The sequence below is a fragment of the Streptomyces sp. NPDC032822 genome (assembly GCF_055578825.1).
In genome coordinates, this window is sequence record NZ_JBVIOL010000005.1 from 58,245 (window position 1) to 72,334 (window position 14,090).

Genomic DNA, 14,090 nt, shown 5'->3' on the forward strand with positions numbered 1-14,090 from the left:
CTGAGGTCCCGCACATGACTGAGCGTCAGAAGGACCGGCCGTGGCTCATGCGGACCTATGCCGGTCACTCCACGGCCGAGGCGTCCAACGAGTTGTACCGGCGCAACCTCGCCAAGGGCCAGACCGGTCTGTCGGTGGCGTTCGACCTGCCGACGCAGACCGGCTACGACTCCGACCACATCCTCGCCCGCGGCGAGGTGGGCCGGGTCGGTGTGCCGATCGCGCACCTCGGTGACATGCGCCGGCTGTTCCAGGACATCCCCCTGGAGCAGATGAACACCTCGATGACCATCAACGCCACCGCCATGTGGCTGCTGGCGCTCTACCAGGTCGTCGCCGAGGAGCAGGGTGCGGACATCACCCGGCTCCAGGGCACGACCCAGAACGACATCGTCAAGGAGTACCTGTCGCGGGGCACCCACGTGTTCCCCCCGGTGCCCTCACTCCGGCTGACGACGGACATGATCGCGTACACGGTCTCCCACCTGCCGAAGTGGAACCCGATCAACATCTGCAGCTACCACCTGCAGGAGGCGGGCGCCACACCGGTCCAGGAGATCGCGTACGCGATGTCCACGGCGATCGCCGTGCTGGACGCCGTCCGGGACTCCGGGCAGGTGCCCCCGGAGAAGTTCGGCGACGTCGTCGCGCGCATCTCCTTCTTCGTGAACGCGGGCGTCCGCTTCGTCGAGGAGATGTGCAAGATGCGGGCGTTCGGCCGCATCTGGGACCAGGTCACACGCGAGCGCTACGGCATCGAGAACGCCAAGCAGCGCCGCTTCCGCTACGGCGTCCAGGTCAACTCCCTCGGTCTGACCGAGGCGCAGCCGGAGAACAACGTCCAGCGGATCGTGCTGGAGATGCTGGCCGTGACGCTGTCGAAGGACGCCCGCGCGCGTGCCGTGCAGCTGCCGGCCTGGAACGAGGCGCTCGGCCTGCCCCGCCCCTGGGACCAGCAGTGGTCGCTGCGCATCCAGCAGGTGCTCGCCCATGAGAGCGACCTGCTGGAGTACGAGGACATCTTCGAGGGCTCGAAGGTCATCGAGACCAAGGTGGCCGAGCTGGTCGAGGAGTCCCTCGCGGAGATCGGGCGGATCCAGGAGATGGGCGGCGCGATGGCGGCCGTCGAGTCGGGCTACCTCAAGTCCCAGCTGGTCGCCTCGCACGCCGAGCGGCGGGCCCGGATCGAGTCCGGCCAGGAGAAGATCATCGGCGTCAACGTCTTCGAGACGACCGAGCCCAACCCGCTGACGGCCGACCTCGACACGGCCATCCAGACGGTCGACCCGGCCGTCGAGGCCCGGGTGATCGCGGGACTCCAGCACTGGCGCGACACCCGCTACCAACCGCCCTTCAACCACCCGCGCCCGTGCAAGGCGCTGGAGAGGCTGAAGGAGGCGGCCAAGGGCACCGCCAACCTCATGGAGGCCACCCTGGAGTGCGCCCGTGCCGGGGTCACGACCGGTGAGTGGGCCGGGGCGCTGCGCGAGGTGTTCGGCGAGTTCCGGGCACCGACCGGCGTCTCCTCGGCCCCGGTGGCGGTCCCCGCCGAGGAGGGCTCCGCGATGGCCGGGGTGCGCCGCAAGGTCGACCTGACGGCTCGGGACCTCGGCGTCGGCAAGCTGCGCTTCCTGGTCGGCAAGCCGGGCCTGGACGGGCATTCCAACGGCGCCGAGCAGATCGCCGTGCGGGCCCGTGACGCCGGGTTCGAGGTGGTCTACCAGGGCATCCGGCTCACCCCGGAGCAGATCGTGGACGCGGCCCTCGAAGAGGACGTGCACGCGGTCGGCCTGTCGATCCTCTCCGGCTCGCACGCCCAGTTGGTGCCGGACGTGCTGGACCGGCTGCGCGAGGCCGGTGCGCCCGACATCCCGGTGATCGCCGGCGGGATCATCCCGAACGCGGACGCCGAGCAGCTCAGGGCGGCCGGAGTGGCCGCGGTCTTCACCCCGAAGGACTTCGACATCACCGGGATCATCGGCCGTATCGTCGACGAGATCCGCAAAGCGAACAAGCTCGACCCCCTGGAGGTCCCCGCATGACCGTCAACCGTCTTCGTCCGCGGCGCTCCTGCCTGGCGGTACCGGGCTCGAACCCGCGTTTCCTGGAGAAGGCGCAGGGCCTCCCGGCCGACCAGGTCTTCCTGGACCTGGAGGACGCGTGCGCGCCGCTCGCCAAGCCCGAGGCGCGGCACACCATCGTCAAGTTCCTCAACGAGGGTGACTGGACGGGCAAGACGAGGGTCGTGCGCGTCAACGACTGGACGACCGAGTGGACGTACCGCGACGTCGTCACGGTCGTCGAGGGCGCGGGCCAGAACCTCGACTGCATCATGCTGCCGAAGGTGCAGACGGCCCAGCAGGTCGTCGCCCTCGACCTGCTGCTGACGCAGATCGAGAAGACGATGGGCTTCGAGGTCGGCAAGATCGGCATCGAGGCGCAGATCGAGAACGCGCAGGGCCTCAACAACGTCAACGAGATCGCGCAGGCCTCGCCGCGCGTCGAGACGATCATCTTCGGCCCGGCCGACTTCATGGCGTCGATCAACATGAAGTCGCTGGTCGTGGGCGAGCAGCCGCCCGGCTACCCGGCGGACGCCTACCACTACATCCTGATGAAGATCCTGATGGCCGCCCGCGCCAACAACCTCCAGGCGATCGACGGCCCCTACCTGCAGATCCGCAACGTGGACGGTTACCGCGAGGTCGCCCAGCGCGCCGCGGCCCTCGGCTTCGACGGCAAGTGGGTGCTGCACCCGGGCCAGGTCGAGGCCTCCAACGAGATCTTCTCGCCCTCGCAGGAGGACTACGACCACGCCGAGCTGATCCTGGACGCGTACGAGTACTTCACGTCCGAGGCGGGCGGCAAGAAGGGCTCCGCGATGATCGGTGACGAGATGATCGACGAGGCCAGCCGCAAGATGGCGCTGGTCATCTCCGGCAAGGGACGGGCCGCCGGCATGCAGCGCACGTCGAAGTTCGAGATTCCGGAGGCGTAGGGCCATGCAGTTCGGACGCACCTACGAGGAGTTCGAGGTCGGGGCTGTCTACAAGCACTGGCCCGGGAAGACCGTCACGGAGTACGACGACCACCTCTTCTGTCTCCTCACCATGAACCACCACCCGCTCCACATGGACGTCAACTACGCCGAGAAGACGACGGACTTCGGCAAGAACGTCGTGGTCGGGAACTACATCTACTCCCTGCTGCTCGGCATGTCGGTGCCGGACGTCTCCGGCAAGGCGATCGCGAACCTGGAGATCGAGTCGCTCAAGCACGTGGCGCCGACCTTCCACGGCGACACGCTCTACGGCGAGACGACCGTGCTCGACAAGTGGCCGTCCAAGTCGAAGAACGACCGCGGGATCGTGTACGTGGAGACCAAGGGCTACAAGCAGGACGGCACGCTGGTCTGCGTGTTCCGCCGCAAGGTGCTGGTGCCGACCGAGACGTACATCAAGGAGCGCGGCGGCGAACAGCCCGGCCGGCCCCAGCTCAAGGAGCAGGAGAAGTAGCCATGGCGCGACTCGCCCAGACCGCCGGTCTGACCGACATCCAGCAGGAGATCCTGTCCACCGTCCGCGACTTCGTGGACAAGGAGATCCTCCCGGTCGCGACCGAGCTGGAGCACCGCGACGAGTACCCACAGCAGATCGTGGACGGGCTCAAGGAGTTGGGCCTGTTCGGGCTGATGATCCCCGAGGAGTACGGCGGTCTGGGCGAGTCGCTCCTCACCTACGCGCTGTGCGTGGAGGAGATCGCCCGCGGCTGGATGTCGGTGTCCGGCATCATCAACACCCACTTCATCGTGGCGTACATGCTCAAGCAGCACGGCACGCAGGAGCAGAAGGACCACTTCCTGCCGAGGATGGCGGCCGGTGACATCCGGGGCGCGTTCTCGATGTCGGAGCCGGCTCTGGGTTCGGACGTCTCGGCGATCTCGTCGAAGGCGGTCAAGGACGGTGACGCATACGTCCTGAACGGCCAGAAGATGTGGCTGACGAACGGTGGGACGTCAAGTCTGGTCGCCGTTCTCGTCCGAAGTGACGAAGGACACCCTGAGGGCACCGCGCCCCACAAGTCGATGACGACCTTCCTGATCGAGAAGGAGCCCGGCTTCGGAGAGGTCCGCCCCGGCCTCACCATCCCCGGGAAGATCGACAAGATGGGCTACAAGGGCGTCGACACCACCGAGTTGATCATGGATGGCCTGCGGCTTCCGGCCGATCGCGTGCTCGGCGGGACCACCGGCCGAGGTTTTTACCAAATGATGGACGGCGTGGAAGTGGGCCGCGTCAATGTGGCCGCGCGTGGCTGCGGTGTAGCTCAGCGTGCCTTCGAACTGGGTGTCTCCTACGCCCAGCAGCGCCACACCTTCGGCAAGCCGATCGCCCAGCACCAGGCGATCCAGTTCAAACTGGCCGAGATGGCTACCAAGGTCGAGGCCGCCCATGCGATGATGGTGAATGCGGCACGCAAAAAGGATTCAGGGGAACGAAACGACCTTGAAGCGGGGATGGCGAAGTACCTCGCCTCCGAGTACTGCAAAGAGGTCGTGGAGGACGCTTTCCGGATCCACGGCGGCTACGGCTTCTCCAAGGAGTACGAGATCGAGCGCCTCTACCGCGAGGCCCCGATGCTGCTGATCGGTGAAGGTACCGCCGAGATCCAGAAAATGATCATCGGTCGCAGGCTGCTCGAAGAGTATCGGTTCCAAGGCTAGATGTCCTGGTTGGGGGGTTTTCTTCGAGAAGAAGATCACACCCCGTCAACACGCTTCAGCCGCCGACTCGGCTTCCTGGCTTACCCAGTTGTGGCCCACGACCGGTACGATCCCGGGAAAGCCGCCGTCCCCCTCCCGCAGCGCGGCATCATCCGCTACGAAGGTCATCCATGCCCCACAGCCAAACCTCTGCACCTCGCGACAGCCAGGTCGGCGTACGCCTCGCGCGCGGAGCATCGCCGTGGCTTCTCCCGACCGTCGCCACCGCAGCAGTCAGCCTGGTCCGCGCTCGCCGCTCCGGCGTCGCCAAGGCCGTCGCCGTGCCCGCCACCGCGCTCGCGGCGGGCATGCTGTGGTTCTTCCGCGACCCCGAGCGCGAGATCACCCAGGGCCGGGTCATCTCGCCCGCCGACGGCGTGGTGCAGAGCATCATGCCGTGGAAGGACGGTCGCACCCGCGTCGCGATCTTCATGAGCCCGCTGAACGTCCACGTCAACCGCGCGCCTCTCTCCGGCACGGTGACGTCGGTCGAGCACATCCCGGGTGGGTTCGTTCCGGCCTTCAACAAGGAGAGCGAGAACAACGAGCGCGTCGTCTGGCACTTCGACACCGAACTCGGTGACATCGAGATGATCCAGATCGCCGGCGCGGTGGCCCGTCGTATCGTTCCCTACGTGCCGCAGGGCACGAAGGTCGAGCAGGGCGAGCGGATCGGCCTGATCCGTTTCGGTTCGCGGGTCGACATCTACCTGCCGGAGGGCGTCGAGGTAGCGGTCGAGGTCGGCCAGAAGACCGTGGCTGGGGTGACTCGCATTGACCGTGATTGATCCGGAGACTCAGACGGGCTGGGTGCCCGAGGCCGACGAGGTGGACGAAGAGGAGGAGATGCCCCTCTCTCTCCGCCTCTCAATAGCGGACACCCTCACCCTCGGCAACGCCACCTGCGGCTTCATGGCGGTGTACTTCACCACCACCGGCATCCTCATCCCGCATCTCACCAACAGCCAGGAATCCGGCATGGCGCGCAACAGCGCGGCCACCGCGGTCATCCTGATGCTGTGCGCGGCGGTCTTCGACCTGTTCGACGGCCTGGTGGCACGCAAGCTGCGCTCCTCCCCCATGGGCGCCGAGCTGGACAACCTCTCCGACCTGATCAGCTTCGGCCTCGCGCCGGCGTACTTCGTGCTGGTGTACGGCATGGTCGCGGACGACGCGTACCAGAAGGTGGCGGCGGTCGGCGCGATCGTCGTGCTGCTCGCCGTGGTGCTGAGGCTCGCCAGATTCTCGTGTGTGACGGTGAAGGACGGCACCTTCCAGGGCATGCCGAGTCCCTTCGGCGCCCTGACGGTCGTCTCGATCGTGCTCCTGGAACTGCCGTTCGTGGCCACGCTCATGGCCATCGTCGGCACCGCCTGGCTCATGGTGAGCAGGGTCGAGTACCCGAAGCCGCGGGGCCCCCTCGCGGTGGCGATGGTCGCCTGGATCGTCTCCGGCATGGGCCTCCTGGCGGCCTGGGCGTTCGATGCCCCCGGCGGCCAGCTGCTCCTGCAGACGGGCTGTGCGCTCCAGCTGGTCATGGGCGCGGTCATCCCGCTGTTCGCCACGGCCCGCCGGGTGAACAACTTCCGGGGCAACCGGCGTGAGGCGCGTGCGGCACAGCTGCCGTAGCCGTCGTACGACACCTCGAAGGGCCCCGAGCCGCTTGGCTCGGGGCCCTTCGACGTTGCTCCGGAAGTCCGGGAAACCGGCTCAGGTCAGGTCAGGTCAGGAAGTCCCGGGCGATGGACTCCGCCACCCGCTCCAGGATCGGACCCGCCTCGGCGATGCACTTCGCCACGTCCGGCTCCGCCGCCGTCAACGGGTAGGCGCGGCGGATGCCGGCCCGACCCAGCGCCTCCGGCTGCAGGGCGAGCCGGCCGCACACCGCGATGACCTCCTTGTCCGCCGCGCGGGCCGCCGCCGCGACGCCCGCCGGGGCCTTGCCGTGCAGGGTCTGCTCGTCGAGGGAGCCCTCGCCGGTGATCACCAGGGTGGCCTTCGCCAGGGCGGGCCCGAAACCGAGGACGTCGAGCATGACCTCGATGCCGGGGCGGAAACGGGCTCCCAGGAGCAGCGCCCCGTAGCCGATGCCGCCGGCCGCGCCCGCACCCGGCGAGGCCGCGTACTCGGCGGCCTTCGCGCCGACCGCCCGCTCCAGCACCTTCGCGTAGTGCGCGAGCGCCGCGTCCAGCGTCGCCACGTCGTCCGGGGCGGCGCCCTTCTGCGGGCCGTAGACGGCCGGTGCGCCCTTCGGGCCGGTGAGCGGGTTGTCGACGTCGCTCGCGAGGACGAGGTCGACGGAGGCGAGCCGTGGGTCCAGGCCGGTCAGATCGGCCGAGTCCAGCTCGGCGAGGCCGCCGCCGCCCGGGGCGACCGGCTCCCCCGCCGCGTCCGTGAACCGCGCGCCGAGCGCCGACAGCATGCCGGCGCCGCCGTCCGTGGTGGCGCTGCCGCCGACCCCGAACACGATCGTGGCGGCCCCCGCGTCCAGCGCGGCCCGCAGCAGCTCCCCGGAGCCGTACGTGGACGCCGAGAGCGGTGCGAAGACGCCCGCGGGCAGCCGCTGCAGCCCGCTCGCCTCCGCCATCTCCACGACCGCGGTGTCGCCGCGCAGCGCGAACGCGGCCGTCACCTCCTGCCCGAGCGGGCCGGCGACCCGCACCTCCCGGCGTTCGAATCCGGCCGCGACCGCCGCGTCCACCGTCCCGTCGCCGCCGTCGGCCACGGGCAGCGACTCCACGTCGAGGTCCGGTACGACCCGGCGCAGCCCTGCCGTCACCCGCTCCGCGACCTGTACGGCCGTCAGCGAGCCCTTGAACTTGTCCGCGGCGATGAGTACCCGCGCCCTCGCCCGGCCATCGTTGCCTGCAGCGTCCGCCACCTTGTCAACCCCTTGCTCTCCAGGCCCCACGCACGTCAAGGCCAGTCGCGCCGCTGCGACCTTAACCGGCGGACGCCTCCGCCGTCATGCCCCGACCGGACCCTGGGACAACCCTGGGCGGTCCCTGTGCGGACCGCCGCCGCACGGGTACCGCCCGGAATCGGGTACCTCGGCGGCCATGGCCCCTGTGGGCACCGAGCGCGGGTTCCCCACCGCTGCCTCGGGGGCCGGGGCGGCGGTGAAGGGGGGAGTGAGGTCGCGAGAGCTGGTTAGGCTTCCTTGATGACCACCAGTGAAGACTTCGCCACGTACATCGCGGGTCTCCCCCGTGTCCTCGCCGGCGCCGCCGCCCTCTTCCGCGACGCGGAGGGGCGGGTGCTGCTCGTCGAGCCCAACTACCGGGAGGGCTGGGCGCTGCCGGGCGGCACGATCGAGTCGGACGAGGGTGAGACCCCGCGCCAGGGCGCGCGCCGGGAGACCTTCGAGGAGATCGGGCTGGACCGTGAACTCGGCCGGCTGCTCACGGTGGACTGGGTGCACGGGACGGCCCGCCCGCCGCTGGTGGCGTATCTCTACGACGGCGGTGTCCTCGGCGAGGACGACTTCAAGGCGATCCGTCTCCAGGAGGAGGAGTTGCTGTCCTGGCGGATGGTCCCGCGCGAGGAACTCGCCGAGTACCTGCCCGGCTCGCTGGGTCACCGGGTCCTGACCGCCCTCGACGTGATCGCGCAGGGCGCGGGGACGGCGGAGCTGGAGAACGGCCACCGGGTGGCCTGACGCGGCTCCCGCGCGCGGTGCGGAGTACGGAGTACGGCCCTCGGGGAACCCGACGCCGAGGTCCGCGGCCCGATGTCCGAGGTCCGAACCGTTCCCGTCCGGTTCCGGCTCAGTTCCTGTTCAGGGTTCGTGTGATGCCCGCCAGCACCGCCGTCGTCAGGATCCAGCCCGCCGCGACGAGCGCGTAGGCCAGCCAGGCGACCGGGCCGCCCTGCCAGTACCAGGACGTGCGTTGGCCGAAGCCGCCGATGGGGACCAGCAGGTCGAGGGTGTACACGAAGGCGTTGAACGGCGGCACCCGGCCGGGGTCGGTCGCCCGGGGGGTGTGGGTGCCGAAGACGGTCGATCCGAGCAGGACGAGGGCCGCGAGCCATACGCCGGCGAGCCAGGGGCGGTAGCCGTAGCCGACGGTGGCGTCGAGCAGGTGGCCCCACAGCCGGGCGGGCAGGCCCAGGGTTCTCCTGCGGCGGCGCTGCTTGGCGAGCAGCACCCGGCGTACGTCGTCGTCGTGGCCGATCTTCCGGTACCAGCCCGCCAGTTGCTCGTACGGCTGCGCGGCATAGCCGGGATCGCGCTCGACCCAGGCCACTCGGGACGCCACGGAGCTCGCCGGGAACGCGTCCTTCGCGTGCAGGGAGCCGTAGGTGAATCCCTGCAGCCGGACGGCGTCCGGCCAGACGCCCTCCCGGTCGTGGAGCGACACCGCCTGGGCGTCCTGGAGGTCCACCAGTCCGGACGGCGCCCCGGCCGGTGTGAAGACGAAGACGCCCGCCTGCATCCGGGCGCAGTCAAGGGCCGTGTCCCGGGCGGTGAGGACGGCCCCGTCGAGGGACAGCTGATCCGATATCTGCGCGCCGCGCAGGCTGATCGTCCCGTGCGCGGTGAAGCCCCGCGTCAACGCCACGCTGGTCACGGACGTGTGATCGGCGAGGAGGGCGACGGCGTCGGGATGGTGCAGCCGCGCGCCCTCCATGTGGAGGCCGCCGGACAGGTGCGCTCCCAGGAGGCGGATCCCTCCGTCCACCGTGGCCCGGCGGCAGAAGACTCCGCCTTCCACCACGAGCCCGCCCGCGAAGACCGCCCAGTCGCCGGGGTGGGACAGCGCCGCGTCGGTGAGGCCCAGCTCCCCCGTGATGCGGGCGTTCAGCAGCGACAGCCTGCCCCGCACCACCGACCTGCGCAGCTCGACGCGGCCCTCCACCCGGGCCATGGTCAGGTCGACGCCCGGAACGCTGCTGCCCTTGATCGACACCGTTCGGGTGGCGGCGCCGTAGAGGCCGACCGGTTGCTCGAACCAGCATCGCTCGAACCACATGCCGTGTCCGATCTCGGCGCCGCCGAGATCGAGCGCGCCGCTGATCCGGGCCCCCGTGAGCCGCAGCGCGGGAACGGCCCCCGCCTGTCCCGGGTTTCCGCCGAGCAACAGAGCGGCCACGACACCCGCGCGGACGCTCCGCCCAGCATCCCAGTGGGCCCCGTCCGCCAGGTCGTCGTCATCGCCGGTCCGCAGGTCCGCGGTGCGCCCGGTGGGAAACGCGTCCCACAACTCCCGCTCGGCCGACGTCAGTTCCTCGTACGCGTACACGCGGGAAGGGTAGCGGCCCGCCCGGGTGGCCATCCGATGACGCCGTCCGCCTGAACGTGGCGCAGGGACGCTCCCTCGAACCGGGCGCCGGTGACGTCGGTCGGACCCAGCAGGGGTGTGCCCGTGTTCACGCTTCCGAACCCGGCGTCGGTCAGGTCGGTGTCGCGCAGGTCGGCACCCCGGAGATCGCATCCGGCCAGGCTGATCCCGCGCAGTGAGGCCCCCCGCAGGTTCGCGCCGCTGAGGTCGCAGAGCTTGAACCGGCATCCGTCCAGGGTGGCGTGGCGCAGATCGGCGCCGGCGAACGAGCAGCGGGTGAACCACAGGTGTGACGCACGAGCGGAGGACAGGTTCAGGCCGGTGAAGTCCTCACCGCGCACGGCCGCGTGGCGGTGCAGCGCGGCCAGTCGTTGTGCCGCGGTCATGGGCGTGGTCATGCGCCCCAGCCTGTCAGCCGGGCCGGTGACCGTCCCCCTGGTTTTCCGGCGCCTTCCTCCCTCTCCTCCCCCTCGCCCGCAATTCCGTTGGCCCACGGCACCGTGGCGACCTACCCTCGGCCGCATGAACAAGCCGCTCGTCGCCCTGCTCAGTGGCGCAGGCATCTCGACCGATTCCGGGATCCCCGACTACCGCGGGCCGAACGGGCTGTGGCGGCGCGATCCCGAGGCCGAGAAGCTGGTGACCTACGAGTACTACATGGGTGATCCGGAGATCCGGCGGCGCTCCTGGCAGATGCGGCGGGAGAACCGCACGCTGCGGGCCGAACCGAACCCCGCGCACCTGGCGGTGGTCGAGTTGGAGCGGTCCGGGGTGCCGGTCAGGGTGATCACACAGAACGTGGACGGGCTGCACCAGCTCGCCGGGATGCCGGCCCGCAAGGTGCTGGAGCTGCACGGGAGCGCCCGGAGTGTGGTGTGCACCCGGTGCCGTGTGCGGGGGCCGATGGAGGACGCGCTGGCGCGGGTCGAGGCCGGGGAGAGCGATCCGCGGTGTCGGGAGTGCGGCGGGATCCTGAAGTCGGCGACGGTGATGTTCGGCGAGCGGCTCGATCCCGTGGTGCTCGGTGAGGCGGTCGCCGTCACCAAGGCCTGCCAGGTGTTCATCGCCGTCGGCAGCAGTCTCCAGGTGCAGCCCGCCGCCGGGCTGGCCGGTGTCGCCGCCGACCACGGGGCCCGCCTGGTCATCGTGAACGCCGAGCCGACGCCGTACGACGAACGGGCCGATCAGGTCGTCCGGGAGCCCATCGGCACCGCGCTGCCGAAGCTCCTCCAGGAGCTGAGGGGCGAAGGGGACGGCCGACCGGCCGGGTTCGGTTGCGCGGAGCGCACCGACTGAGAGTGCCGCTTCGCCGACGGCGCAGGGGGCGTCGGCCGAGCGGCAGGCCGCCCCACCCCTCGAAGAGGGACGGGGCGGCTGAAGGCCGACGCTCCGGGGCGTCAGCGGTCGGGCATGTGGGTCGACGGCTGTCGGCGGGCGGCGGTGTACGGCGGAAGCGCGGCGAACCGGCAGGTCGGGTGATGCGGGAACCCGTCGGCGCCGCGCCGGAAAACCTGGTGCGGGAAGTCGGCGACTGGATCACAATCCCTGCCATGACCTCAGCGATTCGCCATACGACCATCGACTCCGCCGACGCCTACCGACTCGGCAGCTTCTGGGCCGAGGTACTGGGCCACCCCCTGCACGACGACGACCAGCCCGGTGACCCGGAGGCACTGATCCAGGCCGCCGGGCTGTTGTTCGTCACCGTCGACGAGCCCAAGACGGTGAAGAACCGGGTGCATCTCGACCTCCAGCCGCAGGACCGTACCCGGGAGGAGGAGGTCGAGCGCCTCCTCGCCGTCGGCGCCACACTCGTCGACGACCGTCGGAGGCCGGACGGCACGGGCTGGGTGGTCCTCGCCGACCCGGAGGGCAACGAGTTCTGTGTGGAGCGCAGCGCGGCGGAGCTGGCCGGCTGAGCGGGCGGATCTAGAAGAGCGCCGGGCCGCTCTCGAAGTCCAGGAGCCGCTGTTTGCGGTCCAGGCCGCCGCCGTACCCGGTGAGGCCGCCGTTCGCGCCGACGACGCGGTGGCACGGCACGATGATGCCGACCGGGTTCCTGCCGTTGGCCAGGCCGACCGCGCGGGAGGCGGCGGGGTTGCCGAGGGCGTCGGCCAGTTCGCCGTAGGAGCGGGTCTCGCCGTACGGGATCCTCTGGAGCTGTTCCCAGACCGTGCGCCGGAACGGGGTTCCGTGCAGGCGGAGTTCGAGGGTGAACTCCTTCAACTCGCCCGCGAAGTAGGCCTTCAGCTGGTCGGTGGCCTCGCCGAAGGCCGGCAGGTCGGCACGCTCGCCGAAGGACTCCTCCGGTGGGCGGTGGCGTTGGCCGGTCATGTAGAGACCGCACAGGATGCCGTCGTCGGCGACGAGGGTGAGAGGGCCGTAGGGGCTGTCGATCAGGGTGTGCCGCTTCATCCGATGTCCTTCGATGTCCTTGGATCGGCGTGTGAACTTCCTCATGCGGGGAGGAAGTTGATCGGGTGACTGTCGGTCGCCCACAGGTATTGGACCGCGTACGCCCGCCAGGGGCGCCAGGCCGCAGCGCGGGCGGTGAGTGCCGCCGGGGTGGACGGCAGGCCCAACTCCTGGGCGGCGCGCCGGATTCCGAGGTCCGTGGGGAGAAACGCGTCGGGGTCGCCGAGGGCGCGCATCGCGATGACGTCGACGGTCCAGGGGCCGAATCCGGGCAGCGCGAGCAGCCGGGCGCGGGTCTGGGACCAGTCGCTCTCGACGCCCATATTGAGGGTGCCGTCGGCGAGTTGACCGACGAGGGTGGTGAAGGTCGCGCGGCGGGTGCGGGGCATGGCCAGCGTGGCGGGGTCCACCGCGGCGAGCGCCTCGGGGGTCGGGAAGAGGTGGGTGAGGCCGCCCTCGGGGTCGTCGACCGGGTCGCCGTGCGCGGTCACCAGGCGGGCCGCGTGGGTACGGGCCGCCGCCGTGGAGACCTGCTGGCCCAGGACCGCGCGGACGGCGAACTCGGCCTCGTCGACGGTCCGCGGGACGCGCCGGCCGGGGGCCTTGTCCACCAGGGCCGCGAGCAACGGATCCGTGCGCAGCTGGTCGTCCACGGCGACGGGGTCGGCGTCCAGGTCGAGCAGGCGACGGCAGCGGCTGATGGCGACGGTCAGGTCGCGCAGATCGGTGAGGGTGAGCCGGCAGGCGATGTGGTCGGGGCGCGGGGCGAGGGCCACGATGCCGTGGCCGTACGGCAGTCGCAGCGTGCGGCGGTAGGCGCCGTCCCGCCACTCCTCGACGCCCGGTACGGCGGTCGCGGCCAGGTGTCCGAAGAGGTTGTCGGGGTTGAGGGGGGTACGGAAGGGGAGGCGGAGGGTGAGGGCACCGGGGGTGTCCGAGGGACGCGCCCCGGAGTCGCCGCCGCCCCGGCTCCCGGCGGCGGGCCGGGCCCGTTTCGGGAGCCGGGCGCGCAGTTCGCCGGGCGACAGGGCGAAGACCTCACGCACGGTGTCGTTGAAGGTACGGATCGACGCGAAACCGGACGCGAAGGCGATCTCCGCCATCGGGAGCGGGGTCGTCTCGATGAGGATCCGGGCCGTCTGGGCGCGCTGCGCGCGGGCGAGGGCCAGCGGACCCGCGCCCAGCTCGGCGAGCAGCTGGCGTTCGACCTGCCGGGTGCTGTAGCCGAGCCGGGCGGCGAGCCCCGGCACGCCCTCGCGGTCGACGACGCCGTCGGCGACCAGACGCATGGCCCGGGCGACGAGGTCGGCGCGCCGGTTCCACTCCGGGGAGCCGGGGCTGGTGTCCGGCCGGCACCGCTTGCAGGCCCGGAACCCCGCCTGCTGGCAGGCCGCCGCGCTCGGGTGGAAGACCATGTTCTCGGGCTTGGGCGGCACCACCGGGCAGCTCGGCCGGCAGTAGATCCGGGTGGTCAGGACGGCGGTGAAGAACCAGCCGTCGAAGCGGGCGTCCTTGGACCGGACGGCCCGCACACAGCGCTCGGTGTCGGTGTGCATCCCCATCTGCATGGGTCCAGCATCGTCCACCGGCCGGACCGGGGCTGGCGAGAATCCGACATCGACCTCAGCTGC

14 protein-coding genes are annotated in these 14,090 nt (G+C 70.6%); 9 read left to right on the top strand and 5 right to left on the bottom strand.

Annotated features, from left to right (window positions below; translation table 11 throughout):
* Positions 1–14 precede the first annotated feature (14 nt).
* From ACZ5VD_RS15900 to pssA, 6 genes are all read left to right on the top strand, one after another.
* On the top strand, positions 15–2,042 hold the full coding sequence (locus ACZ5VD_RS15900) for a protein meaA (RefSeq protein WP_468547907.1): 2,028 nt from the start codon (positions 15–17) through the stop codon (positions 2,040–2,042).
* A complete protein-coding gene (locus ACZ5VD_RS15905; protein WP_468547908.1) occupies positions 2,039–2,998 on the top strand; it encodes an HpcH/HpaI aldolase/citrate lyase family protein in 960 nt (319 codons plus the stop codon). Before ACZ5VD_RS15900 ends, ACZ5VD_RS15905 begins: the two co-directional genes overlap by 4 nt.
* A gap of 4 nt (positions 2,999–3,002) precedes the next feature.
* A complete protein-coding gene (locus tag ACZ5VD_RS15910; RefSeq protein ID WP_328751601.1) occupies positions 3,003–3,515 on the top strand; it encodes a MaoC family dehydratase in 513 nt (170 codons plus the stop codon).
* A 2-nt stretch (positions 3,516–3,517) separates the two neighbouring features.
* On the top strand, positions 3,518–4,723 hold the full coding sequence (locus ACZ5VD_RS15915) for an acyl-CoA dehydrogenase family protein (RefSeq protein ID WP_468547909.1): 1,206 nt from the start codon (positions 3,518–3,520) through the stop codon (positions 4,721–4,723).
* 170 nt (positions 4,724–4,893) lie between these two features.
* On the top strand, positions 4,894–5,550 hold the full coding sequence (locus ACZ5VD_RS15920) for a phosphatidylserine decarboxylase (RefSeq protein ID WP_468547910.1): 657 nt from the start codon (positions 4,894–4,896) through the stop codon (positions 5,548–5,550).
* A 22-nt stretch (positions 5,551–5,572) separates the two neighbouring features.
* Positions 5,573–6,391 carry a CDP-diacylglycerol--serine O-phosphatidyltransferase gene (gene pssA / locus ACZ5VD_RS15925; protein WP_468548310.1) on the top strand — a complete coding sequence of 273 codons (819 nt, stop codon included), beginning with the start codon at positions 5,573–5,575 and terminating at the stop codon, positions 6,389–6,391.
* 91 nt (positions 6,392–6,482) lie between these two features.
* Here pssA and ACZ5VD_RS15930 read toward each other — a convergent pair whose 3' ends face one another.
* Entirely contained in the window at positions 6,483–7,643 is a 1,161-nt protein-coding gene (locus tag ACZ5VD_RS15930) for a glycerate kinase (protein ID WP_468547911.1), read from the bottom strand.
* A gap of 282 nt (positions 7,644–7,925) precedes the next feature.
* On the opposite strand from ACZ5VD_RS15930, the gene ACZ5VD_RS15935 reads away from it, so the two are divergent.
* Positions 7,926–8,420 (top strand): NUDIX domain-containing protein, encoded by a 495-nt coding sequence (locus tag ACZ5VD_RS15935; protein ID WP_468547912.1) that lies wholly within the window; start codon positions 7,926–7,928, stop codon positions 8,418–8,420.
* Between the two features lie 109 nt (positions 8,421–8,529).
* On the opposite strand, the gene ACZ5VD_RS15940 is transcribed toward ACZ5VD_RS15935, so the two are convergent.
* Both ACZ5VD_RS15940 and ACZ5VD_RS15945 read right to left on the bottom strand, forming a co-directional pair.
* On the bottom strand, positions 8,530–10,005 hold the full coding sequence (locus tag ACZ5VD_RS15940) for an oxidoreductase (RefSeq protein WP_468682527.1): 1,476 nt from the start codon (positions 10,003–10,005) through the stop codon (positions 8,530–8,532).
* A complete protein-coding gene (locus ACZ5VD_RS15945; protein WP_468682528.1) occupies positions 9,984–10,442 on the bottom strand; it encodes a pentapeptide repeat-containing protein in 459 nt (152 codons plus the stop codon). Before ACZ5VD_RS15945 ends, ACZ5VD_RS15940 begins: the two co-directional genes overlap by 22 nt.
* A gap of 124 nt (positions 10,443–10,566) precedes the next feature.
* Between ACZ5VD_RS15945 and ACZ5VD_RS15950 the strand changes: the two genes are divergently transcribed.
* Together ACZ5VD_RS15950 and ACZ5VD_RS15955 are read left to right on the top strand one after the other, a co-directional pair.
* Positions 10,567–11,340, top strand: a complete 774-nt coding sequence (locus ACZ5VD_RS15950) for an SIR2 family NAD-dependent protein deacylase (protein ID WP_468682529.1) — start codon at positions 10,567–10,569, stop codon at positions 11,338–11,340.
* A gap of 254 nt (positions 11,341–11,594) precedes the next feature.
* Entirely contained in the window at positions 11,595–11,963 is a 369-nt protein-coding gene (locus tag ACZ5VD_RS15955) for a VOC family protein (RefSeq protein WP_468547916.1), read from the top strand.
* A 10-nt stretch (positions 11,964–11,973) separates the two neighbouring features.
* Here the strand turns inward: ACZ5VD_RS15955 and ACZ5VD_RS15960 are convergent, their stop codons facing one another.
* Positions 11,974–12,459 carry a methylated-DNA--[protein]-cysteine S-methyltransferase gene (locus ACZ5VD_RS15960; protein ID WP_468682530.1) on the bottom strand — a complete coding sequence of 162 codons (486 nt, stop codon included), beginning with the start codon at positions 12,457–12,459 and terminating at the stop codon, positions 11,974–11,976.
* Between the two features lie 41 nt (positions 12,460–12,500).
* Positions 12,501–14,027: an AlkA N-terminal domain-containing protein gene (locus ACZ5VD_RS15965; RefSeq protein WP_468682531.1), complete on the bottom strand. Its 1,527-nt coding sequence runs from the start codon at positions 14,025–14,027 to the stop codon at positions 12,501–12,503.
* Positions 14,028–14,090: the final 63 nt, after the last annotated feature.

What these genes read in the sequence shown, in the direction of transcription:
- ACZ5VD_RS15960 (WP_468682530.1), bottom strand. Translation starts at nt 12,459, where the DNA reads ATGAAGCGGCACACCCTGATCGACAGCCCCTACGGCCCTCTCACCCTC.
- ACZ5VD_RS15920 (WP_468547910.1), top strand. Translation starts at nt 4,894, where the DNA reads ATGCCCCACAGCCAAACCTCTGCACCTCGCGACAGCCAGGTCGGCGTA.
- ACZ5VD_RS15900 (WP_468547907.1), top strand. Translation starts at nt 15, where the DNA reads ATGACTGAGCGTCAGAAGGACCGGCCGTGGCTCATGCGGACCTATGCC.
- ACZ5VD_RS15950 (WP_468682529.1), top strand. Translation starts at nt 10,567, where the DNA reads ATGAACAAGCCGCTCGTCGCCCTGCTCAGTGGCGCAGGCATCTCGACC.
- ACZ5VD_RS15910 (WP_328751601.1), top strand. Translation starts at nt 3,003, where the DNA reads ATGCAGTTCGGACGCACCTACGAGGAGTTCGAGGTCGGGGCTGTCTAC.
- ACZ5VD_RS15965 (WP_468682531.1), bottom strand. Translation starts at nt 14,027, where the DNA reads ATGCAGATGGGGATGCACACCGACACCGAGCGCTGTGTGCGGGCCGTC.
- ACZ5VD_RS15915 (WP_468547909.1), top strand. Translation starts at nt 3,518, where the DNA reads ATGGCGCGACTCGCCCAGACCGCCGGTCTGACCGACATCCAGCAGGAG.
- ACZ5VD_RS15955 (WP_468547916.1), top strand. Translation starts at nt 11,595, where the DNA reads ATGACCTCAGCGATTCGCCATACGACCATCGACTCCGCCGACGCCTAC.
- ACZ5VD_RS15935 (WP_468547912.1), top strand. Translation starts at nt 7,926, where the DNA reads ATGACCACCAGTGAAGACTTCGCCACGTACATCGCGGGTCTCCCCCGT.
- ACZ5VD_RS15945 (WP_468682528.1), bottom strand. Translation starts at nt 10,442, where the DNA reads ATGACCACGCCCATGACCGCGGCACAACGACTGGCCGCGCTGCACCGC.
- ACZ5VD_RS15905 (WP_468547908.1), top strand. Translation starts at nt 2,039, where the DNA reads ATGACCGTCAACCGTCTTCGTCCGCGGCGCTCCTGCCTGGCGGTACCG.